The sequence below is a fragment of the Shewanella sp. H8 genome (genome assembly GCF_040285065.1).
Classification (GTDB): Bacteria; Pseudomonadota; Gammaproteobacteria; order Enterobacterales; family Shewanellaceae; genus Shewanella; species Shewanella polaris.
In genome coordinates this window covers 2513989-2535054 of record NZ_CP157213.1, presented here as the reverse complement: position 1 = coordinate 2535054, position 21066 = coordinate 2513989, and the positions used below count along the sequence as shown (strand labels likewise).

Here is a 21066-nt window from a genome sequence, read left to right as displayed (position 1 = left end):
TAAACTCGAAAGTAAAGCTGATTCATATCAAGCAAAAATAATAAATTATCTAAATAATGGGGTCTTACATGAACAAAACGATGTATAAAGGTTTACTGGCAACGGCTATTATTGTTGCATTAACAGGCTGCAACAGTAGTGATGATGATGCTACCGTTAACATTGACACGTTTAACTTACGCATTGCACATATCAACGATACTCATTCGAGTTTTGATCCAACATCATTAGATTTTACCGCCCAAGTTAATTCTGAAGATATGAGTATTAACACTGATGTTGGTGGTTATCCACGTGTTGCTACAGCATTAAACAATGCTAGAACGATGGCTGCTGATGAAAATAAGCCTTTCCTCGCTTTACACGGTGGTGACGCTTTCCAGGGTTCACTTTATTTTAACGTCTTAAAAGGTGCTGGAAATGCAACTTTATTGCGTGAAATGAACCTTGATGCAATGACGATTGGTAACCACGAGTTTGACCTTGGTGATGGTCCGTTGATTGAATTTGTTAATAAGGTTAACTTTCCTCTTCTCGCTGCTAACTTAGATACTAGTGCAGACTCTCAAATGTCTGGTGTGACTAATATTAAGCCTTACATTATTAAAGAATACGGTGACGTTAAAGTTGGTATTTTCGGTTTAGTATTAGAAGACATGAAGTCGATTTCTTCTCCAGGTGAAGATTTAGTTTTCAATGGTGAAGTGGTAACTGCTCAAGCCACAGTTGATGCGCTAAATGAGATGGGCGTGGATAAAGTTGTGATGGTAAGTCACATCGGCTTAGATAGAGATATCCGCATTGCTGAAAGTGTTAACGGTGTAGACGTCATTGTTGGTGGTCACTCTCATACGTTATTAGGTGACTTCACTAATATTGGTAGAGGCATGGGTTCAAGCATTGCAAGTTATGCAGAGATGATTACTAATCCTAACGGCACTTCTAAAACATGTATCGTACAAGCTGGCGAGGTTGCTCAAGCTGTTGGCCAAGCAGATATTACTTTTGAAGATGGTGATGTGACAGTTTGTCAAGGTAATAACACCCTGTTAATTGGCGATAACTTTACGCACGAATATGTCGAGGATACAAGTGAGTCATTGACTGAAGCTGATCAAAGTGCTGTAGAAGCCTTTGTTGCTGAGCAAGATAATATTGCCATTACTGAAGAAGATGCTTTACTGCGCAGTATTATCGATATCGACTACAAGCCGCTCATTGAAGAGTTTGAAGGTAAAGTGATCGGTCAAGTATTTGATGCCAACGATCCAGTTGATACAGGTATGTTAGACCATGTTCGTCAACCTGGTGTTAAACGTAACGGCGCTTCATTACCAGTTACGGGATCAGAAGCAGGTGCCCATGTTGCAGCATCTATGGTTTGGAAGTTAAATCAACATGGTTATGATGTTGATATGGCTATTACAAACACTGGTGGTGTGCGTAATGATATTAAAAATGATGAAAATGGTGATTTAACTGCAGGTTATATTATCGGTTCACTTTTATATTTCAGTAATGAGTTAGCTATTGTTGAGTTGAAAGGTAGCGATGTGACTCAACTGCTAGAAGATACCATTAATTACTCATTGACTACGTCTTCAGGTTCATTCCCAACATTTGCTAATGTGGAATTTACTTTCAATGGTAAAGCCGTTGCTGGTGAACAAATTGAAGACTTACATATATGCCCTAACGGTGTAGCTGCTGGTAGTTGTACCGATATTGATCCTGATATGACTTACAAGATTTCTACCAATGCTTATATTGCTGGTGGTAAAGATGGTTATGATATTTTTGACACTAAGAAGCTTTCTCCTGTTATTAAGTCTGGCTTTATTGATAACGAATCTATGATTGAATATGTAGAAGCGTTAACTCTGGCTGGACAGAAATTAGAAGAAATCCCAACAGGTTTAACTTTCATTGCACCAACTAGCTTTGAAGCTAATCTTGATAATCCAGTGTTTAAACCAGAAGATAATCAATAATATAAAATCATGTAAAACTTGAAATGGATTAATTAAAAATTAATCTTAGAAAGTGACAAAGGCAGCCTAGGCTGCCTTTTCTATGGTTGTGTTTTATCGTTATGACTGCGTATATCACTCGATTAAGTGTTTTTATTTCCAGCCAATATGAGTTGTTAATGTATGGCTTTGCCCTGGAGCCATTACCACACAGTCTTCCCGCACATTAGCTGCTTCTAAGCACACCATGGTTAAGTAATCTTCAGCGTTAAACCGAGATAAACGCGTTGATTTTTCAATCCAAGGATTCCATAACACCGAAGATTGGCTGTTTTCACGGCTAACCACAATAGTGCCATTGGGTGTATGTAACTCCTGAGTATGACCTAATTGGGTATACACTCTATCAGTCTCTTGCTTAAAAGTGATTACATCATCATGTTGTTTGAAAGGGCCTTCACCAAATTCAATGTATGCAGAGTCACTAAAACCACTGACGTTAAGTTGGTGAATATCTTCGATGGGGAAGTAGCTGTGTAATGCTTGGGTAAGCTTTATGTCATAATCTGCGTTGTTAGTATTCACTATGCTTACCGATAAGCTTTCGCCTAAGGTAAATAACACTTTTATTTGGCTATCGTGAGGCCAATAATTCTTATCGATTTCACTGGCAGGTAGAGTGAAAATTAAATTAACGAGTTCATTACGCATATTAACGGATTCAAGCACCCAAATTTTATTGCGGGCAAAACCATGTTGTGGAAATCCTTTGGTATCACTCATGCCAAACCAAGGCCAGCAGATGGGTATTCCACCTCTAATGCCATTACCCGGTTGGTAATCATCGGCACTTGACACCCATAACAGCGGTGCTTTACCTACAGGAGTAAATTGATCTATTTGAGCCCCCTGCATAAAAATTCTAGCTTGGCAGAGTGCTGTATCTATATCGACATAATCAAGACCATTGGGATGTCTTTTAGTGGTAACCGAACCCATAATGTGTGTCCTTGTGTATTTTAATTCCAGTCATTAGCTTATAAATTTTGGATCGAGTCTGTCACTCATCAAATGGATACTGTTCGATGGGTTGACCCAAGCTTTGGTAATAAAATTATTGTTAAATGGTTTGAGTGAGGCCGAACTAGCCGTACTAACTGTATTGCATCACTGGTAATCAATAAACTGTTAGTGTGACATTATCTTGTTAGCAATATAAATTGCAGTTTGAACAATATTTAGATTTGAGATCACTTAATAAAATGCAACATACGATTATTGGCGGGCATAGCAATATCTTCTTGGAGTGTTAATCCTTGCTGCTGTGCTAAGTGACAAATCCATTCAATATCACGGATGCTACTTTGTGGATTATTTTGTTGCAGCCATAAATTGAATTGTCGATTGCTGTCACTGGTAAATTGACCTTGGTAATTAAATGGGCCATAAATCACTAACGAGCCTGAATTAACCAACACACTCCCGACACCAGTAAAAAAGGCTTCCACCATTGATTGACTCATAATATGCAGAGTATTAGCACTGAATATAGCATCAACGTTCGATGTTAGTAGTGGCCACTGCTGGGTCACATCAAGAGAGATTGCTTGTTGTAGATTGGGTGAGGCTTGCAAATTGAGCCGAGTTTGCAATGTATCTAAATAATGTAGTTGATCGCTTGGTTGCCAACGCACATGAGGAAGGTTTTTTGCGAAATAGACACTGTGCTGCCCTGTGCCACTGCCTATTTCAAGAATATGTTGCCTATTGTTCAGCCACTGTGTCAACAGGGTTAAAATAGGCTGTTTATTATTTTCACATGCTTGTGAAAAAGGCAGTTGTTCTAGTGTTTGAGGCATTAAGATATATCGATTCTATCCATTTCGAGTTGTTGTAATGCTATCACCGCTTGAGTACGATTGCGAACACCAAGCTTACGAAATATTGCAGTTGCATGCGCTTTGATGGTGGCTTCAGAAACACCAAAGTCATACGCAATTTGCTTGTTGAGTAACCCTTCTGCGAACATTTGTAATACTCGATATTGTTGCGGCGTTAAATCGGTCAGTCGACTGGCCATTTGGTCCGATGGATCATCTGGGATAGGAACGACTTGAGTCCCTTTTGGTAACCAAATATCACCATATAACACGGCATTTAATGCTTCTCCCAATACTTCCATGGAGGCAGATTTAGGAATAAATCCACTGCTACCGTAATGTACCGCACGGCTTATTGTATTAATGTCCTCATGGGCTGAGATCACCACTACTGGGATGTCAGGGTAATGTGTACGAAGGTGGATAAGGGTAGAGTAACCGTGAGACCCCGGCATTTGTAGATCAAGCAGAATTAAATCAAAAACTATCTCTTTTTGATCAATAACACGTTGCAGCGCTTCTGCACTATCAGCCTCAAACCATTGAGTTTTTTCAAAGGTATTACTCAATGCCAATCTTAAAGCATTACGGAATAATGGGTGATCGTCGGCAATGATGATATTTAAATTTTCAAGCTTCATGGCATTTTTTATTCTATGTTGCACGCGAAGATAAATTTAATGTAACAGAAAAGTAATCGAGTGTTCTATGGCTTTATGTCATATTATTAATGATATTGAACAAAAACAGCAAAACTATAGACTTTAGTCGAATAAATAACAAAACAATGCAGCCTAATGACTGCATTTATATGGGATTAGTTCTAGCCGTGTGGCCATACCTGAACGGGATTTCTCTCTTCGTCTACAGCAACAAAAGTAAATACCCCACGAATTGCATGTTCGCGATGATCTTTATACATGTCTTCGACATATATATTAACTTCAACTTTTAATGAGGTATTTCCCACATGGATAACATTAGCGATAAGCTCTGCTAAGCTGCCAGCGGGTATCGCTTTTTTAAAATCAATGCGATCAGAACTGACCGTGACTAAGGCCTTACGACAAAAACGAGTGGCGGCGATAAAAGCGGTTTCGTCCATCCACGCTAACGCATCACCACCAAACAAGGTGTTATGGTGATTAGTGTTAGAGGGGAAAATAGCTTTGATAACTCGCGCTTCTGATTGAGCAATGCGTGCTGCTATATCATCAGGGAAATCAGTTTGGGTTTGTGCTGGATTTAGAGCAAGGGACATACAACTACCTAGTGTTATGCAAATTAACAAGGAATAAAGCGAAAAATGCTGCGCATTGTAATGTATTGGACTAAGGGGTGTCGAATATTAGTGCGCCAAAGTGGATATTTTTATTTTGTTTGATCCAATAAGGACTAAGTGAGTATTAAATGGTCAAATTTGGCATTGTCACTCAGTACATCTATGCGGGTTATGTCAGATAGAATAACAATGAGTGGTTGTTGGGTGTCACTTACTCCAACGATGGCTTCGTATCTTTGATTGTTGTTATTCACTAAGGTTGTAGCACTAAATTTGCCAATAAATACATCACCAGAGTGTAATGTCAGTTTTACCCGATATTGATACAGGCACAGTAATTCAATGTAGTCATAGTGCGTGCATTTTATCGGGTTCATCAGTTTGCCTCGGTATCATTAATAACGCAGTAATACTGTTGATACCATACGGTTATTACCATCAACCGTGACAATATAGAGACGATCGAATTCGTTGTTATCATCAATCGGAGGTTGTTTATCTCCACCAAGCATTTCAACCAATTCGGTGGTGGTATTACTATGGCCGACGACTAAAATGTGTCCTTGTTCGTTAAGTAATGTCGTTGCTACCGCTTTTAAATCTCGTGGGTCATATATGTTTGGTTCTGCATGTTGAGCTTGAGCAACCGCAAGTGCAGTTTCGCGTGTGCGTTTATAATCGGTGGTATAAACCTTGGATAAAAGTGTGCTTGATAATACTTTTGCTAATCTAACGGCTCTAAGTTGACCTTGAGCGGTTAAACCTGGGTTGTCACCCTCAAGTTTTTCAGTGTGTCGAACTAGATAAAACACTTTGTCAGCACCTACTTTCTTAATAGATTCAGGGCTGATGTCATTCGGTTGTGCCATCAGCATAGCGCTGAATAGTGCCAATATGGGTAACAAGACTTTGGTTATGGTTTTCATTAATGTTAATCCGCTAAATAATATTCAATGGTAGATACGACACGTACACGCTTAATATAAGGTGTATTTTTATCACGATTATTAATACTAAATTGGCCTTGAGTGGCTTTCTTTATTTTACCCAGTCGACTTTGTGAATCCTTGGCAAATTTGTTTGCGACAAGGCGTGCATTAGTGGTGGATTCTTCAATCATGTCAGGTTTAACATCATTTAATCGACTGAAAATATACTCAACTTGAGTATCATAGTTATTTTGAGTGAAGACAATCCCCATTTTACCGAGTTCAGTTAACAGGGGCATCGCATTGCGTACCTTGTCAATGTCATTAGAATACACTGTGATGGTTTGTGATCCTGTGTAGCGTAATGTGACCGGTTGGTTGCCACCATATTGTTGGGCCAATTTATCTGTAATTGTTGGTGCGGTAAGAGTGATTTCTTTTGGGTTGATATGCTGTTTGGTTAAAAAATTCACTACTTGGGTGTTTTGTGCATCCAGCTGTTTATAGAGTTCATCAAGATTATTATTCGCCGCAGTAAATTGAATCGGCCAGATAACAACATCGGCAGGATATTCGTTTTCTGCTAAACCTTTTACCGTGACACTACGGTCGAGTAATTTGTATTCAATGATGGCTTGTTTCAGCAATAAGCCTAATGCACCTAACCCTATCGCTAACAGTAAACCTGCGATGATCGTGCTTTTATTTAAACCAGATGAGGCAGGGGGTAAAGACGCTTGCATTTAATATCCTTATTTTAATAAGTCATTGATTAAATTAAAACAAGATTAAACCTATTTTGATACTGTGACAGTATTAATTTTATATAATACTAATCTCTGATAATCATACTCAATCACTCCATATATATTAAGTGACTATCATAATTTAACAATGGGCCTATGTTGAATTTATGGATTATTTTTAATTCTTATTTTGCTAGTTCACCGTTATACAACAATACTTAACATACGCTTATTATTTTACTGCTCTATATACCAATATTACAATTAAGGATGATTAACTAAGGAAAGGTTATGTCAGCTTCGTTAGCGGCTCAAATTATTCAACACGATCTAGATGATAGCTTACCTTTGTGGCGAAAAGTCATCTTTCAACGCTTGTTTGGTGTATTAGCGCTGTTATGCATACCTGTTTATATCACCAGTGTGTATCTGTGCATTACAGAAGGTATTTGGTATATGGCAGTGTTTGACACTGCCGCATACGGTGTCTTGCTGATTATTTTGTTGTTCCCCAAAATGACAGATAAAAGCCGGTATGTCATTGGTTGTTACTTAACTTTTTTTATTGGCGCCGCATTCTTAGTGGCTATTGGCCCGTCTGGAGCTGGTTTTTTTTGGTTGTTTGTTTTTCCTCCATTAGCCAGTATTTTACTCGGAGAAAGGTGGGCTTTGTTTGCACAGTTTGTTAATGCATTATTGCTTATAGGTATGGGGATAGCGTTCCACTTTAGGTTGCTTAATTGGCCTGAAATTCATAGTTTTTCGACATTAATTTGGTATGTGGTGGTGATTAACTTTGTGGTGACTAATGCCATCGTCACTCAATCGACTTCGTATTTACTCGGTAAGTTAAGTCATTCGTTGCAGTCGACATTAGCGTCTAGGCAGGCGACAGTGATTGGCTTAGCAAAGCTGGCAGAGTATCGAGATAACGATACTGGGGCTCATCTAATTAGAATGCAACAATATGCCAATATGCTAGCAAGGCAAAGATTAGATGAACAACAAGTGCCAAGTGAATTAACTGAAGCTTTTATTCATGAAATTAGTCTGTCATCTATTTTGCATGATATTGGTAAAGTGGGGATCGCGGATCATATTTTATTAAAACCTGGTCGATTAACCCCTGAAGAGTTTGATCAAATAAAAGCACATCCGGTAATTGGTGCAAAAGTGATAGACAGTTTGCTGGCCTTTGCACCGCAATGCGAATTTTTGTTGATGGGACGAGATATTGCTGGAGGTCATCATGAAAAATGGGATGGCAGTGGCTACCCGAAAGGGTTGAAAGGCGAGTCTATCCCTTTGTCTGCCAGAATTGTGGCACTGGTGGATGTATACGATGCGCTAACATCACCACGTTGTTACAAAAGACCCTTTTCCCATGACGAAGCCATCAAGATTATTATTGATGGACGGGGCTGTCATTTTGATCCGGCTTTAGTCGACAGCTTTATGGTAATTGAGCAACAATTTGCAGAACTGGCACAATTATCACTTTTAGCCCATGAGCAAAAGTAGCATGTTAAATGAGTGAATGTGTCAGAATGAGGTGATGCGAGTATGTAACAAGTATTATCTTGATATACACAATAATGCCAGCCTATTTTTAGGCTGGCATTATTGTGTAACCGTTTTATATATTAATTACGATTTAGCAAGCAATGTTTGGCGTTCTTTAGATGCTTGAGCCAAATCACGTAGCAGTTTTTCTGAGTCAGCCCAATGTAAACACGCATCAGTAATGCTTTGGCCATAAATTAATGGTTCGTCTTTAATTACTTTTTGATTGCCTTCAATCATAAAGCTTTCGGCCATAATACCTGCTATTGCAGTACTACCATTACGAAGTTGTGCCATGATGCTGTCGGCAACATTCAATTGGTTTTTATGTTTTTTCTGGCTATTACCATGGCTAAAATCAACGACCATACGTTGAGTTACACCCACATCTTCAAGTTGGGCTCGAGCCACTTCAATATCTTCGGCTGAGTAATTAGGGGTTTTACCACCACGTAAAATGATATGCCCATATGGGTTACCGTGAGTGCGGTAAACAGCCATCGCACCATCTTTATCCGGAGAATAAAAAATATGAGAAGCTTGAGCCGCTCGTACCGCATCAACTGCAATATTGATATTACCGTCAGTACCATTTTTAAACCCAACAGGGCAAGATAGAGCGGAAGCCATTTCGCGATGAATTTGGCTTTCAGTGGTTCGCGCGCCAATAGCGCCCCAAGTAATTAAATCGGCAATGTATTGACCGTTAACCATATCTAAAAATTCAGTCGCGATAGGTAACTTAAGCTCAGTGATTTGTTGTAATAATTGACGCGCCATGCGTAAGCCTTTGTTAGGGCTAAAGCTGCCATCTAAATCAGGATCTGAAATTAAGCCTTTCCAACCGACAATGGTACGCGGCTTTTCAAAATACACCCGCATCAAAATACATAAGTCATCTTTTAACTCATGGTGCAAAGCAGATAAACGCTCTGCGTATTCTAATGCTGCTGTAGTGTCATGAATCGAGCAAGGGCCGACAATAACTAATAAGCGTTGGTCTTCACCGGCAATAATAGCTTCAACTTCATGACGTTGAGCGACAAGGTAATCGGCGGCATCTTGGGTTAAAGGAAATTCTGAAGCCAACTGAGCAGGAGAAATAACTTTGCTTAATAAGGTTGTTCTGAGTTCATCTGTTTTAATTGTCATGCATATTACCGAAAAATCGTGAGATGCATTTGCATCATATTGCTCGGGATTATATACCCAAAGAAGTTCAAGATGCGAGGCTTAGCCACGTAAACTGGCTGCAAAAAACAGATTGCTGTAAAAGACTGGGCCGAATTAAATGAATAAAAACGACTTTTATAGCCTTTATACAGCGCTTTTTGATTGTTTATTAATTAGAACATATGGCGTTTTAAACCGGTGATATGGAGAATTTTTGTAGCAATTTCTTCAACCGAAAGATTGGTTGTATTAACGAATGGAATGCGCTCTTTTTTATACATCATCTCGACTTCTTTTACTTCGAGGCGACATTGTCTTAATGAGGAGTACCGGCTGTTTTCCATACGGCTTTGGCGAATTTCGTGTAAACGATTAGGGTCAATGGTCAAGCCAAATAATTTGGGTTTATTGCGCTTTAACGCCTCAGGCAACTTAAGATTATCCATGTCATCTTCAGTAAAAGGGTAGTTTGCAGCTCTAATAGCAAATTGCATTGACAGATATAAGCTTGACGGCGTTTTACCACAACGAGAGACACCTAATAAAATAATATCGGCTTCATCCATGTGTTTCATGGTTTGGCCGTCATCATTATCCATAGTGAAGTTAATCGCATCAATGCGGGTTTCGTAACCTTGGTTACTTTTACCATGTGTTCGGTGTAATAAAGGTTTCGCTTTCACACCTAAGTGTTGTTCGAGTGGCGCAACAAAGGTGTTCAAGAAATCGTAATCGACACATTCACTCGAAAAAATCACATTACGAATTTCAGGATTAATGATTGAGTGGAACACTAGTGGTCTTACACCTGTTGTAATAAAACAATCATTTATTTTTTGCTTAACTTTCTCTGCTAGAGGGATCGTTTCGACAAATGGAATTGTAAGTGATTCAAATTCTATAGGAAATTGTGAAAGTACCGCATGACCAAAAACCTCTGCCGTGATCGCGGTTCCATCTGAAATGTAGAATACTTTTGGTGTCATTATGACCTCTTGTAGTAATAAAATTACAAATAAAATTATAGATTTACGCGTCTTGTATGGGAGTGTAAGATGCTATTGCCCTTATGTGAAGTGGCCATTGAAATAAAAACTTGCGGAGATAAAACTGTGCAGCAATACGTACTCTGGTATCAAGATTTAGGCATGGGTGATGTAAACAAGGTCGGCGGAAAAAATGCATCCCTTGGTGAAATGATCAGCAATTTGGCTAATGCTGGGGTTCAAGTTCCTGGCGGTTTTGCGACGACGTCTCATGCGTTCAATGAGTTCCTTGAACAAAGCGGAGTTAACCAGAAAATTAATGATATTCTGGATACATTGGATGTTGATGATGTTAATGAACTGGCCAAAGTAGGTGCACAGATCAGACAATGGGTTATCGATACCCCATTTCAGCCTGCATTAGAAGTCGCCATTCGTGAAGCATATGAAAAATTGTCGAGCGAAACTAAAGACGCATCATTTGCAGTGCGTTCATCAGCGACCGCTGAAGATATGCCTGACGCATCTTTTGCCGGCCAACAAGAAACATTCTTAAACGTTAAAGGCTATGACGCCGTCATGTTAGCGATTAAGCATGTTTACGCATCATTATTTAATGATCGTGCAATTTCTTATCGTGTCCATCAAGGTTACGAACATCAAGGTGTTGCTTTATCTGCTGGCATACAACGTATGGTACGTTCAGACAAAGCGGCTTCTGGTGTTATGTTCACCATGGACACAGAATCCGGTAACAACGACGTTGTCTTTATCACTTCATCTTTTGGTTTAGGTGAAATGGTTGTACAAGGTGCGGTTAACCCTGATGAATTCTATGTCCACAAACCGATTTTAGCGCAAGGCCATCAAGCTGTTGTGCGTCGTAATATTGGCAGTAAGTTGATTCAAATGGTTTACTCTGATGATAAGGCTCATGGTAAACAAGTTAAAATCGAAGACGTTTCTGCAGAACAACGTCGTATATTCTCTCTTAATGATGCAGAAGTCATGGAACTTGCTAAGCAAGCTGTGATTATTGAAAAGCATTATGGCCGTGCGATGGATATCGAATGGGCTAAAGATGGAAACGATGGCAAACTTTATATTGTTCAAGCTCGTCCTGAAACCGTTCGCAGTCGTGAAGATGTGCAGTTAATTGAACGTTACCATTTAAAAACTAAAGGTGACGTTGTCTGTGAAGGCCGCGCTATTGGTCATAAGATTGGTGCTGGTGTTGCGAAGGTATTAACCTCGATTGACCAGATGGATCAAATTGAGCCAGGTGACGTGTTAGTTACCGACATGACAGACCCAGATTGGGAACCTATCATGAAACGCGCGAGTGCGATTGTGACTAACCGTGGCGGACGTACTTGTCATGCAGCGATTATTGCACGTGAATTAGGCGTACCTGCAGTTGTAGGTTGTGGTGATGTTACTGACCGTATTAAAACGGGCGATATTGTCACAGTATCTTGTGCTGAAGGTGATACTGGTTTGATTTATGCGGGTAAACAAGAGTTCGACGTTGTCACAAACCGCGTAGATACATTACCTCCTTTGCCAATGAAGATTATGATGAACGTCGGTAACCCTGACCGAGCATTCGACTTTGCCCGTTTACCTAACGAAGGTGTCGGTTTAGCGCGTTTAGAGTTCATCATTAACCGTATGATTGGTATTCACCCTAAAGCCTTGCTTGATTTCGACGGTCAAACTGCCGAGTTACAAGCTGAAATCAACGAAATGATATCTGGTTATGATTCTCCTGTTGAGTTTTATATAGCACGTCTAGTTGAAGGTATTGCGACTATTGCTTCAGCGTTTTATCCGAAAAAAGTTATCGTACGTATGTCTGACTTTAAGTCTAACGAATACGCAAACTTAGTCGGTGGTGATCGTTACGAGCCAGATGAAGAAAACCCAATGTTGGGCTTCCGTGGTGCCAGCCGTTATATTTCTGAATCATTCCGCGATTGTTTCGCGCTTGAATGTGAAGCGATTAAACGTGTTCGTACTCAAATGGGCTTAACCAACGTTGAAGTGATGATCCCATTCGTACGTACTGTAAGCGAAGCTGCTCAAGTTATCGAATTACTGAAAGAACAAGGCTTAGAGCGCGGTAAAGATGGTTTGCGTGTCATTATGATGTGCGAAGTTCCTTCAAATGCCTTGCTAGCAGATCAGTTCCTTGAACACTTTGATGGTTTCTCTATCGGCTCAAATGACTTAACTCAGTTAACATTAGGGCTTGATCGTGACTCTGGTATTATCAGCCATTTATTTGATGAGCGTGATGATGCGGTTAAAATATTATTAGCTATGGCGATTAAAGCTGCTAAAGCCAAAGGTGCCTACGTAGGTATTTGTGGTCAAGGCCCATCAGACCATTCCGATTTTGCTGCTTGGTTAGTTGAACAAGGTATTGATTCTGTATCACTTAATCCTGATACCGTTATTGACACTTGGTTATACCTAGCAGAGCAGAATGCATAAACAAGCATAATAATTGCAATTTAATGTAACTTTTAAATTGAAATTTTATTAAATTGTTAGAAAAGCCGCTTTTTAGCGGCTTTTTTTTGTTTATAATGATTTTACTACCAATAATTAATAAGTCCTCTATGTTACCTTTGCTATCACATAAACAAACATTAGAACCTATCTATCTAGAGTATCTTGACGCGCTAGAACAAAGCGAATTTGAAGGTGAAATAGACAAGCGTTACAGTGCGCGACTTATTCAGGCAACCGATAATTCGGTATATCAATTCCTACCGCAAGCGGTTATTTATCCACGACATCAACAAGATGTTGAGTTGGTGTTATCGCTAGCGGCGCAGCCAAAATACAAACAAGTTACCTTTAGTGCGCGCGGCGGCGGAACCGGCACTAATGGCCAGTCATTAACTCATGGACTGATCCTCGATGTGTCGCGGCACATGAACCAAGTACTTGAGATCAACACCAAAGAAGGTTGGGCGAGGGTACAAGCTGGAGTGATTAAAGATGCATTAAATGATGCATTGCGTCCCCACGGTTTCTTTTTTAGTCCCGATTTATCAACATCAAACCGCGCGACTATTGGCGGCATGGTCAATACCGATGCCTCTGGCGCTGGTTCATTAGTTTACGGCAAAACGTCTGATCACGTGTTAGGGATCACCAGTGTACTCATTGACGGTAGTGTACTGACCACAACACCAATAGCTCATGACAACGTTGACCAACAACCTTTCGGTGATAATCAGCTTGGTAATACCATTGCTAGCAAGGTGGCAGCAGTATGTTTGCAAAAACGCGACACTATTATTGAGCGTTTTCCAAAATTGAACCGTTTTTTAACCGGTTATGATTTAAAGCATGTGTGGAATGATGACCTTAGTCAGTTTGATTTGTCACGTATCTTAGCTGGCTCAGAAGGTACGCTTGCGGTCATTACCGAAACCAAGCTAAACCTTACTTCATTACCAAAAACTCGGATGATGGTAAACATTAAGTATGACTCGTTTGAATCAGCATTACGTCATGCACCATCACTAGTACAGGCCAATGCCACAGTAGTTGAAACCGTTGACTCTAAAGTACTCAACCTTGCCCGCGAAGACATTATTTGGCACTCAGTTGCTGATCAAATTAAAGCTGTGCCTAATAAGATCATTGAAGGTCTTAATATGGTGGAGTTTGCCGGTGAAGATGATGACGTTAAACAAAAAATCTCATTATTAGAAGAAATGCTCACAGGACAACTTAATCAACAGCAGTTCGGTTTAGTGGGTTTTCAAATCATTACCGACAGAAGTGATATCAATAGTATTTATGCAATGCGTAAAAAAGCGGTTGGCTTATTAGGCGCCACCAAAGGCACTCGTAAACCATTAGCATTTGCTGAAGATACCGCAGTGCCTCCAGAGAACTTAGCCGACTATATTATGGAGTTTCGAGCGCTACTCGATAGCCATAATTTACAATACGGTATGTTTGGTCATGTTGATGCTGGTGTATTACATGTTCGCCCAGCATTAGATATGTGTGATGTCGCCGATGAGCAATTACTTAAAGTGATATCAGATCAAGTGGCGGCATTAACGCTTAAATATGGCGGCTTAATGTGGGGCGAGCACGGTAAAGGTGTACGTGGTGAGTACGGCCCAGCGGTATTTGGCGACGAACTCTATGGGGTGCTCGAGCAGATTAAAGGTTGGTTTGATCCAGACAATCGCTTAAATCCAGGTAAATTAGTGGCTCCGCCAGAATCAGGCCCGTTGATGTTTAATGTTGATAGCGCTAAGCGTGGCAGTTTTGACCGACAAATTCCTGTGCAAACCCGCGAGGCTTTTCCTGATGTGATGAACTGTAACGGCAATGGCCTGTGTTTTAACTACAGTAGTTATTCACCTATGTGCCCGTCGTTTAAAGTCACAGGAGATAGAGTTCAGTCACCCAAAGGCCGAGCGGGACTCATGCGCGAATGGTTGCGTTTGCTTGAAGCTGAAGGTGTTGATGTCGACGCGTTAGCTAAGTCTAAATCATTGGGGTGGATGCAACGGATTCAAAATACCATTAACAACCAACGTGATTATGATTACTCCCACGAAGTCATGGAATCACTTAAAGGCTGTTTGGCCTGTAAGGCTTGTTCAGGACAATGTCCGGTTAAAGTTGATGTGCCAAAATTTAGAGCGCAATTTTTCAATATTTACTACAAACGTTATTTACGTCCAGCTAAAGATTATTTAGTGGCCGGTATCGAAGATTCATTACCACTGATGGCCGCAATGCCAAAGCTCACTAACTTGGCCTCGCAAAATCCCCTCAGCAAATGGGTGATTAAAAAAACCATTGGATATGTCGATGCCCCTCAATTATCCGTTCCGACCCTAAAACAGCGTCTAGATGGTCATTCAAGTCGAGGTTATGATTTGGAGTGTTTGTCTGCTATCCCAGTAGCGCAGCGTAATGAGTATGTGTTGGTAGTACAAGATCCATTTAATACTTTTTATGATGCAGGCTTGGTTTATCGTTTTATTCAATTAATCGAAAAGCTTGGCTTTAAACCAGTACTATTGCCGTTTAAACCCAATGGTAAGCCAACGCATATTAAAGGTTTTTTAGATAAATTTGCTAAAACAGCCCAAAACAGCGCCGACTTTTTAAATCGTATACATGCGCTTGGTATGCCAATGGTGGGAATCGATCCTGCTTTAGTATTATGTTATCGCGACGAGTATAAAGAAGCGCTAGGTCAGCGTCGTGGTCCATTTGAAGTCTTGTTAGCCAATGAATGGTTAGCAGATGTAGTTGCTAATCGTCAGGATGTGCCTGCATTAACTGAAGAGGCACCGCAATACACTTGGTTTAGTCACTGTACCGAATCAACCGCAAAACCCAATACCGCCAATGAGTGGAAAGCAATATTCAGTCACTTTGGTGCTAAATTGAATAGCCTTAATTTGGGCTGTTGCGGTATGGCCGGAACCTATGGACATGAGCTTGAAAACCTTGAACGTTCAAAACAATTATTTGAGATGTCTTGGCAATCAAGTATTGAAAAAATGACTGAAAAGAGTCAAATATTGGTTTCGGGCTATTCTTGTCGTAGCCAAGTTAAACGTTTTGCAGGCTTTAAACCCCAGCATCCGATAGAAGCCTTGCTTAAGTTGCTGGCATAAGGATAAGTATAATGACAGATGGAACAGCAGCATTAAGTTCATTTACTCAGCCCGATGGTGCGCCATTGTGCAGTGATGATGCGCTGTTTCATATAAAAGCCAATGGCGATTGGTTGTATTTAGACAGTCCGTTGCCTGCAAAGTTTGCGGCTTTATTCAGTAGTATTTTGCATTGTATTGATGCCGAGTATTTTTTGATAACACCAGTCGAAAAAGTAAAAGTCACTGTTGAGGCATATCCATTATTGTTAGTGGATTATCAAGCTTCACCTTCGGATACTCATTCAAATGATGAGCTGATATTTACCAGCAGTATAGGCACTCAACTTTCTGCTATTAATGTCGCAGATATTATCGTTACAGACAATGGTATATACGCACCTTTAGTGCGGGGCTTGGTGGGACAATTAAATCGAGCCTGTTATTACCGCTACATAAACGAGTATGTATCTTTGGACTCTTAAAATAGCTTTTATTAACCTATACAGATGGTAATCTAATCCGTGTTCAGGTGTGTTTTACCTAAGTATGGATATTGTGGCTTATTTAAAAGCTGGTAAGGTCTGTACATTGAGAGATAATGACACGGATGACGATGCAGGAGATATCATTTGCAACGCTTTGAAAGTTTAAGTTATTTGATTTCCCATTTAAATATTGCCTTGCAGCAAGAACTCGATACTCGTTTAAAGCGCTATGAGTTAGACAGTAAAATTTGGCCTGTGCTATTTACGTTATGGCAAGAAGAGGGCATTAGTCAAACTGAGTTATCTAAACGTTGTGATATAGCCAACTACACCATGACGCGCCTTTTGGACAATCTACAAGTTCAAGGGTTTATTACCCGCCATCAAGAAGCCGACAATCGTCGTGCTTTTCAAATCTTTTTAACCGACAACGGTAAAGCACTAGAGAAAGATTTAGTGCACGAAGCCGAGTGGGTAAATGAACGCTTTTTAACGGCATTAACCGACAGTGAACAAGTTGAATTTATGCGTTTGCTGAATAAAGTGAATCAGTTTAGTCAATAAAGGTTTAAGTGCAGCGGCTATCAAGAGAGTTTTGGAGATGGTTTGCTCTGTATATCCTGCTTCCGCCATAACTTCCCCCCCTTTATGTTACCTGTACTGTGCATCCATACAGTTATAATGGGTTTTGAATGAATTACAATAGAATGTGTAAAAAAAGCCATCTAAAGTGCTAGATATGAATCAATAGATAAAACCTAATCTATTGATATTAAGTGATTAATTTTTTAGCATTTAATTTCGACACTTTTAACGCACAATCGAAGTTTTATCTCAGAGGTTAAGAGTCATTAAATGGCTTTACATCAATGAGATAGAAAGTGTAGGATGATATAAATCAATAACTTAAACGGTCGGCTTTATTGGGCGAGCCGTTCAATAAGCTGTTGAACTAAGCCGCTGCGCGGAGCCCAAAAGCCCGTCATTTGCACCACACTTACCTCAGTGGATTTTCCCACTATCAAGGAGGTAAGTCATGTTAGTACAAACTCAATTATTCCATGATGAAATTACGCTTAGACGCTACTCTGAGCGAACCCGTAAAGCTTATCTGTATGCCATTACTAAACTGGCAGAGCACTATAACCAATCGGTTGATACCATTACTGATACACAGTTAAGTGATTATTTCCGCTATTTAAACCTTGATAGACAACTATCAAGAGCGTCCATTCAGCTTCAACTGAACGGTATTCACTTTTACTTTGAACACATTTTAAAGCGTCAATTTAGGATTGATGTGTGCTTGCCTCGTCCTAGCCAAAAACTACCACAAATGCTCAGTAAGCAAGATATTGGTCAGTTGTTGCAGCACTGCCCTAATCAGAAATATCACGCCATGATAGCGCTGTGCTATGGCTGTGGATTACGGGTGAGTGAGCTGGTCAATATTAAAGTCAGTGATATTGATGGTCAGCGGCAGTTACTCAAAGTGTGTCAGGGCAAAGGTGCTAAAGACCGTTTAGTTATCATCTCTCCCTCACTGCTTAATTTATTGCGCCATTACTGGCTTAAGTATCATCCGCAAACGTGGCTGTTTGGTGTGCATTCCCATGGCAACACCTACCCGTTAGATGTATCAAGCGTGCGTAAAACCCTCAAGAAAGCGGCGTTAGCTGCAGGGATCACCAAACCTTGCAGCCCGCACAGCTTGCGCCATGCCTATGCGACACATCAATTGGCCGCTGGCATGTTACTGAATCAACTCCAACATCAACTGGGTCACAAAAGCATTAAAACCACAGAGCGATATCTGCACTGGTCGCCAGAGCTTGGGCATAAAGGGGGCGATTTACTCGCTGACTTGGGGTGATGAGATGGCGCATTATCACTTGAGTGACATATTGCAAACCCACTATGGTCACTACCAGCAACATCATCGACTGAGTCAGCAACAGCGTTTGGTGTGTCAGCGTATTTTGGCTTGCCGCACAGCCGCACTTGGTCAACAGCAGTGGCAATGTAATCAATGTCACTATCAGCAAAGCGTGTTCTGCTCATGCCGAGATAGACATTGTCCACGCTGCCAAGGTAAACAAACCCAAGCATGGATAGAGAAGCAGCAGCAACAAGTACTGCATTGTCGCTATTTTCATTTGGTGTTTACCTTGCCCCATGAGCTCAACGCGCTTACCCAAACCGATGAGCAAGCTAAGCTTGTGTATAGCGCGTTATTTGAAGCTGTTTGGCAAACCTTAAGCCAATTTGGTATGACCCGTAAGCATTTACAAGGTCAGCTGGGGTGCACTGCCGTACTGCATACATGGGGGCAAACCTTAACCCCGCATATCCACTTACACTGTTTAATCCCAGGCGGAGTGGTCACTGAGCAAGGTCAGTGGCGCGGCGTTAAATCAGACTATTTATTTCCTGTTAAGGCGGTCTCAACCGTGTTCAAAGCTAAGATGTTGGCTGCTCTGCGCCAGCGTGAACTGACCATTCCCGAGGCCAATAACCTCATCAATAAGGCGTGGTGCGTATACAGTAAAGCGTGTCTTTATAAAGCTGAAACCGTAGTGGCTTATCTCGGGCGTTACACCCGAAAAGGCATGCTACATGAATCACGGCTTAAGGCGGTCACCAAAGATCGTGTTGATATCAGCTACACCGACTATGTCGATAACCAACGTAAAATCATGCAACTGACTCCAGAAGAACTCATTAGGCGTTACTTATTACATGTACTGCCTAAAGGGGTGATGCGGATAAGGCATTTTGGTTTTTTAGCCAACAGCTGTCGGCGTAAAAGGCTCGCCAAAATTAGAGAGCAACTGGGGAGTAAAGCGAAAGACATCCCATCAGCAATCACTGACACATTAGGCCACTGGTGTTGTCCACAGTGCGCCAATGGACGGCTAATGTTTATGGGACTGGTGCCACTGCTAACGATGTTAGCGCGTGAAGCAAAGTTGAAGCTGTCAGGTTAGTCAGATTAAGTGGGGGGATGTCAGCAAATAAAGCAGGCTCAGCTAATCTTAGATTAGGTGGGACGATGGCACACTATTTGGTATCGAGAAATCAGTAAATAAGGCAATAATCGAGCAATGGAAAAAGATGAAAGCCAACAAAATCCACCCTAAAAGGTGTAATCAGAACAGACGATTAGCCGAAAGGTTGTACAAAATACCACTACCGTTAAAAAGCAAATTCCTATAGCATAAAACATACCGATTAATTTGGATGTGGCATCGGCCAAGTCCAACAAGCGATTTATGCTTTGCAAACAACGCAACGCATAAATACTAAAACGTTATGCATGCGAGTAGATCCATGAAGAATATAGATAAGTTCAATGAAATTACTGCGCAAATGTTTAGTGCTCTATATGAAAAATTTCCAGAAAAAGTAAAATTCGATTCCCGAGAAATATTAAACTTTCAAGGAGAATTCGGGGAATACGTTGATGGGATATGGAATGAAAATCCAGAATTACCTTCTGAGGAAGTAGAGTTTGTTCAAGCAGTAGCGGATTGGCTAATGGATGAAGGTTATATAAAGGGTGTATTTCAGTCGTATTCGCCCACTGGCACGTCCGTAACCCTAACGAGTAAAGGTCTTGCAGTAATGAACTCGGTCCCAGATAGCATCAGTGAATCAAGTACTTTGGGCCAAGAGCTGTCGAGCCTAGTAAAAGAAAAAAGCAAAGAAGAGGCTGGAAAACTTATCGGGCATACTATTAGTGGTATGTGGAGCATGGTATTAAATTCACTAAATTAAAATGCATAACAAGGCTATCAAAAATCGTTCCGGCCAAAAAACGGCCTCCACTGGACGCGCTAACGCGCGCCTTTTATAGCGGCGTTAGTGCGTCAAGCGAAGCTTGATGCATCTTGCAGGGTGTAAGTCCCTGTCAGGTAAGGTTTAACCAACCACCTGTATCGAGTGTTGCACCTTTGGCGGAGTGTGAGATTAGCAGATGCTTTTCAGCAGTGAGGACTGCATCACGCGAACAATATTGGTGAAGCGTACACAGAGAATTATGTAGGCCATAGGGGCTGTCGTGGCCCTGAAGAGCTGGTATCGCTCCGATAAATACTAGAACTGACTGACGAGGTTTGTAACGCCATCGAAGTCCATGCAAAGCAGCCGTTATTCATGTAAATGAAGGGTGAGGTTGTGGCGAGTCAGCGGAGTTATCAAGCCGTGGCATGCATAAAGAGATGCTTCAGGAACTTGAGAGATCCAAAGGCGTTCCATATGGATAGTGGTAGAGAAGCTTAACGAAAAGCAAAGCCAACGATGACCCTTTGGAAGTCAGATCAGCCCATAGTAGTCTGAGCAAGGGAAAGCCTTGTACATGGCAAAGGAGCTGACAGTTATATTCGGTATTAAGCAGAG

The 21066-nt window shown here is 40.8% G+C and carries 18 protein-coding genes; 9 read left to right on the top strand and 9 right to left on the bottom strand.

From position 1 onward, the window contains the following. Positions 1-68: 68 nt before the first annotated feature. Positions 69-1991, top strand: coding sequence for a 5'-nucleotidase C-terminal domain-containing protein (locus ABIS04_RS10985; RefSeq protein ID WP_350431083.1), 1923 nt, complete (start codon positions 69-71; stop codon positions 1989-1991). 132 nt (positions 1992-2123) lie between these two features. Here ABIS04_RS10985 and ABIS04_RS10980 read toward each other — a convergent pair whose 3' ends face one another. The 7 genes from ABIS04_RS10980 to ABIS04_RS10950 all read right to left on the bottom strand — a co-directional run bounded on the left by ABIS04_RS10980 (position 2124) and on the right by ABIS04_RS10950 (position 6804). Continuing rightward, positions 2124-2969 carry a D-hexose-6-phosphate mutarotase gene (locus ABIS04_RS10980; protein WP_350431082.1) on the bottom strand — a complete coding sequence of 282 codons (846 nt, stop codon included), beginning with the start codon at positions 2967-2969 and terminating at the stop codon, positions 2124-2126. A gap of 251 nt (positions 2970-3220) precedes the next feature. Continuing rightward, positions 3221-3829, bottom strand: a complete 609-nt coding sequence (locus ABIS04_RS10975; RefSeq protein WP_137226876.1) for a DUF938 domain-containing protein — start codon at positions 3827-3829, stop codon at positions 3221-3223. Further along, positions 3829-4491, bottom strand: a complete 663-nt coding sequence (locus ABIS04_RS10970) for a response regulator transcription factor (RefSeq protein WP_137226877.1) — start codon at positions 4489-4491, stop codon at positions 3829-3831. The genes ABIS04_RS10975 and ABIS04_RS10970 overlap by 1 nt, the downstream gene beginning before the upstream one ends. A 182-nt stretch (positions 4492-4673) precedes the next feature. Continuing rightward, positions 4674-5111, bottom strand: coding sequence for an acyl-CoA thioesterase (locus ABIS04_RS10965; RefSeq protein WP_140234396.1), 438 nt, complete (start codon positions 5109-5111; stop codon positions 4674-4676). Positions 5112-5245: 134 nt separating this feature from the next. After that, a complete protein-coding gene (locus ABIS04_RS10960; RefSeq protein WP_350431081.1) occupies positions 5246-5509 on the bottom strand; it encodes a Rho-binding antiterminator in 264 nt (87 codons plus the stop codon). An 18-nt stretch (positions 5510-5527) separates the two neighbouring features. Next, the gene (locus ABIS04_RS10955; protein ID WP_137226880.1) at positions 5528-6058 is read right to left on the bottom strand and encodes a histidine phosphatase family protein; all 531 of its coding nucleotides are present in this window, start codon (positions 6056-6058) and stop codon (positions 5528-5530) included. 5 nt (positions 6059-6063) lie between these two features. Continuing rightward, the gene (locus tag ABIS04_RS10950) at positions 6064-6804 is read right to left on the bottom strand and encodes an SIMPL domain-containing protein (RefSeq protein ID WP_137226881.1); all 741 of its coding nucleotides are present in this window, start codon (positions 6802-6804) and stop codon (positions 6064-6066) included. Between the two features lie 294 nt (positions 6805-7098). On the opposite strand from ABIS04_RS10950, the gene ABIS04_RS10945 reads away from it, so the two are divergent. Further along, on the top strand, positions 7099-8328 hold the full coding sequence (locus ABIS04_RS10945; RefSeq protein WP_137226882.1) for an HD-GYP domain-containing protein: 1230 nt from the start codon (positions 7099-7101) through the stop codon (positions 8326-8328). Positions 8329-8454: 126 nt separating this feature from the next. Here ABIS04_RS10945 and ABIS04_RS10940 read toward each other — a convergent pair whose 3' ends face one another. Together ABIS04_RS10940 and ABIS04_RS10935 are read right to left on the bottom strand one after the other, a co-directional pair. Further along, positions 8455-9522, bottom strand: coding sequence for a 3-deoxy-7-phosphoheptulonate synthase (locus tag ABIS04_RS10940; RefSeq protein WP_140234393.1), 1068 nt, complete (start codon positions 9520-9522; stop codon positions 8455-8457). A gap of 194 nt (positions 9523-9716) precedes the next feature. After that, on the bottom strand, positions 9717-10529 hold the full coding sequence (locus tag ABIS04_RS10935) for a pyruvate, water dikinase regulatory protein (RefSeq protein ID WP_137226884.1): 813 nt from the start codon (positions 10527-10529) through the stop codon (positions 9717-9719). A 126-nt stretch (positions 10530-10655) separates the two neighbouring features. Between ABIS04_RS10935 and ppsA the strand changes: the two genes are divergently transcribed. The 7 genes from ppsA to ABIS04_RS10900 all read left to right on the top strand — a co-directional run bounded on the left by ppsA (position 10656) and on the right by ABIS04_RS10900 (position 20445). Beyond that, on the top strand, positions 10656-13025 hold the full coding sequence (gene ppsA, locus ABIS04_RS10930) for a phosphoenolpyruvate synthase (RefSeq protein WP_350433424.1): 2370 nt from the start codon (positions 10656-10658) through the stop codon (positions 13023-13025). A 128-nt stretch (positions 13026-13153) separates the two neighbouring features. Next, on the top strand, positions 13154-16201 hold the full coding sequence (locus ABIS04_RS10925) for an FAD-binding and (Fe-S)-binding domain-containing protein (RefSeq protein ID WP_350431080.1): 3048 nt from the start codon (positions 13154-13156) through the stop codon (positions 16199-16201). An 11-nt stretch (positions 16202-16212) separates the two neighbouring features. Continuing rightward, positions 16213-16665 carry a DUF1285 domain-containing protein gene (locus ABIS04_RS10920; RefSeq protein ID WP_350431079.1) on the top strand — a complete coding sequence of 151 codons (453 nt, stop codon included), beginning with the start codon at positions 16213-16215 and terminating at the stop codon, positions 16663-16665. A 147-nt stretch (positions 16666-16812) separates the two neighbouring features. After that, positions 16813-17232, top strand: a complete 420-nt coding sequence (locus ABIS04_RS10915; protein WP_350431078.1) for a MarR family winged helix-turn-helix transcriptional regulator — start codon at positions 16813-16815, stop codon at positions 17230-17232. Positions 17233-17704: 472 nt separating this feature from the next. Continuing rightward, positions 17705-18541 (top strand): site-specific integrase, encoded by an 837-nt coding sequence (locus tag ABIS04_RS10910; RefSeq protein WP_350431077.1) that lies wholly within the window; start codon positions 17705-17707, stop codon positions 18539-18541. A gap of 4 nt (positions 18542-18545) precedes the next feature. Next, a complete protein-coding gene (locus tag ABIS04_RS10905) occupies positions 18546-19655 on the top strand; it encodes an IS91 family transposase (RefSeq protein ID WP_350431076.1) in 1110 nt (369 codons plus the stop codon). Positions 19656-19998: 343 nt separating this feature from the next. Then, on the top strand, positions 19999-20445 hold the full coding sequence (locus ABIS04_RS10900) for a hypothetical protein (RefSeq protein ID WP_350431075.1): 447 nt from the start codon (positions 19999-20001) through the stop codon (positions 20443-20445). Positions 20446-21066 lie beyond the last annotated feature (621 nt).

Bases quoted from the DNA above. Each gene is read 5' to 3' on its own strand.
- ABIS04_RS10985 (WP_350431083.1), top strand. From the start codon at position 69: ATGAACAAAACGATGTATAAAGGTTTACTGGCAACGGCTATTATTGTT.
- ABIS04_RS10980 (WP_350431082.1), bottom strand. From the start codon at position 2,969: ATGGGTTCGGTTACCACTAAAAGACATCCCAATGGTCTTGATTATGTC.
- ABIS04_RS10975 (WP_137226876.1), bottom strand. From the start codon at position 3,829: ATGCCTCAAACACTAGAACAACTGCCTTTTTCACAAGCATGTGAAAAT.
- ABIS04_RS10970 (WP_137226877.1), bottom strand. From the start codon at position 4,491: ATGAAGCTTGAAAATTTAAATATCATCATTGCCGACGATCACCCATTA.
- ABIS04_RS10965 (WP_140234396.1), bottom strand. From the start codon at position 5,111: ATGTCCCTTGCTCTAAATCCAGCACAAACCCAAACTGATTTCCCTGAT.
- ABIS04_RS10960 (WP_350431081.1), bottom strand. From the start codon at position 5,509: ATGAACCCGATAAAATGCACGCACTATGACTACATTGAATTACTGTGC.
- ABIS04_RS10955 (WP_137226880.1), bottom strand. From the start codon at position 6,058: ATGAAAACCATAACCAAAGTCTTGTTACCCATATTGGCACTATTCAGC.
- ABIS04_RS10950 (WP_137226881.1), bottom strand. From the start codon at position 6,804: ATGCAAGCGTCTTTACCCCCTGCCTCATCTGGTTTAAATAAAAGCACG.
- ABIS04_RS10945 (WP_137226882.1), top strand. From the start codon at position 7,099: ATGTCAGCTTCGTTAGCGGCTCAAATTATTCAACACGATCTAGATGAT.
- ABIS04_RS10940 (WP_140234393.1), bottom strand. From the start codon at position 9,522: ATGACAATTAAAACAGATGAACTCAGAACAACCTTATTAAGCAAAGTT.
- ABIS04_RS10935 (WP_137226884.1), bottom strand. From the start codon at position 10,529: ATGACACCAAAAGTATTCTACATTTCAGATGGAACCGCGATCACGGCA.
- ABIS04_RS10925 (WP_350431080.1), top strand. From the start codon at position 13,154: ATGTTACCTTTGCTATCACATAAACAAACATTAGAACCTATCTATCTA.
- ABIS04_RS10920 (WP_350431079.1), top strand. From the start codon at position 16,213: ATGACAGATGGAACAGCAGCATTAAGTTCATTTACTCAGCCCGATGGT.
- ABIS04_RS10910 (WP_350431077.1), top strand. From the start codon at position 17,705: ATGTTAGTACAAACTCAATTATTCCATGATGAAATTACGCTTAGACGC.
- ABIS04_RS10905 (WP_350431076.1), top strand. From the start codon at position 18,546: ATGGCGCATTATCACTTGAGTGACATATTGCAAACCCACTATGGTCAC.
- ABIS04_RS10900 (WP_350431075.1), top strand. From the start codon at position 19,999: ATGAAGAATATAGATAAGTTCAATGAAATTACTGCGCAAATGTTTAGT.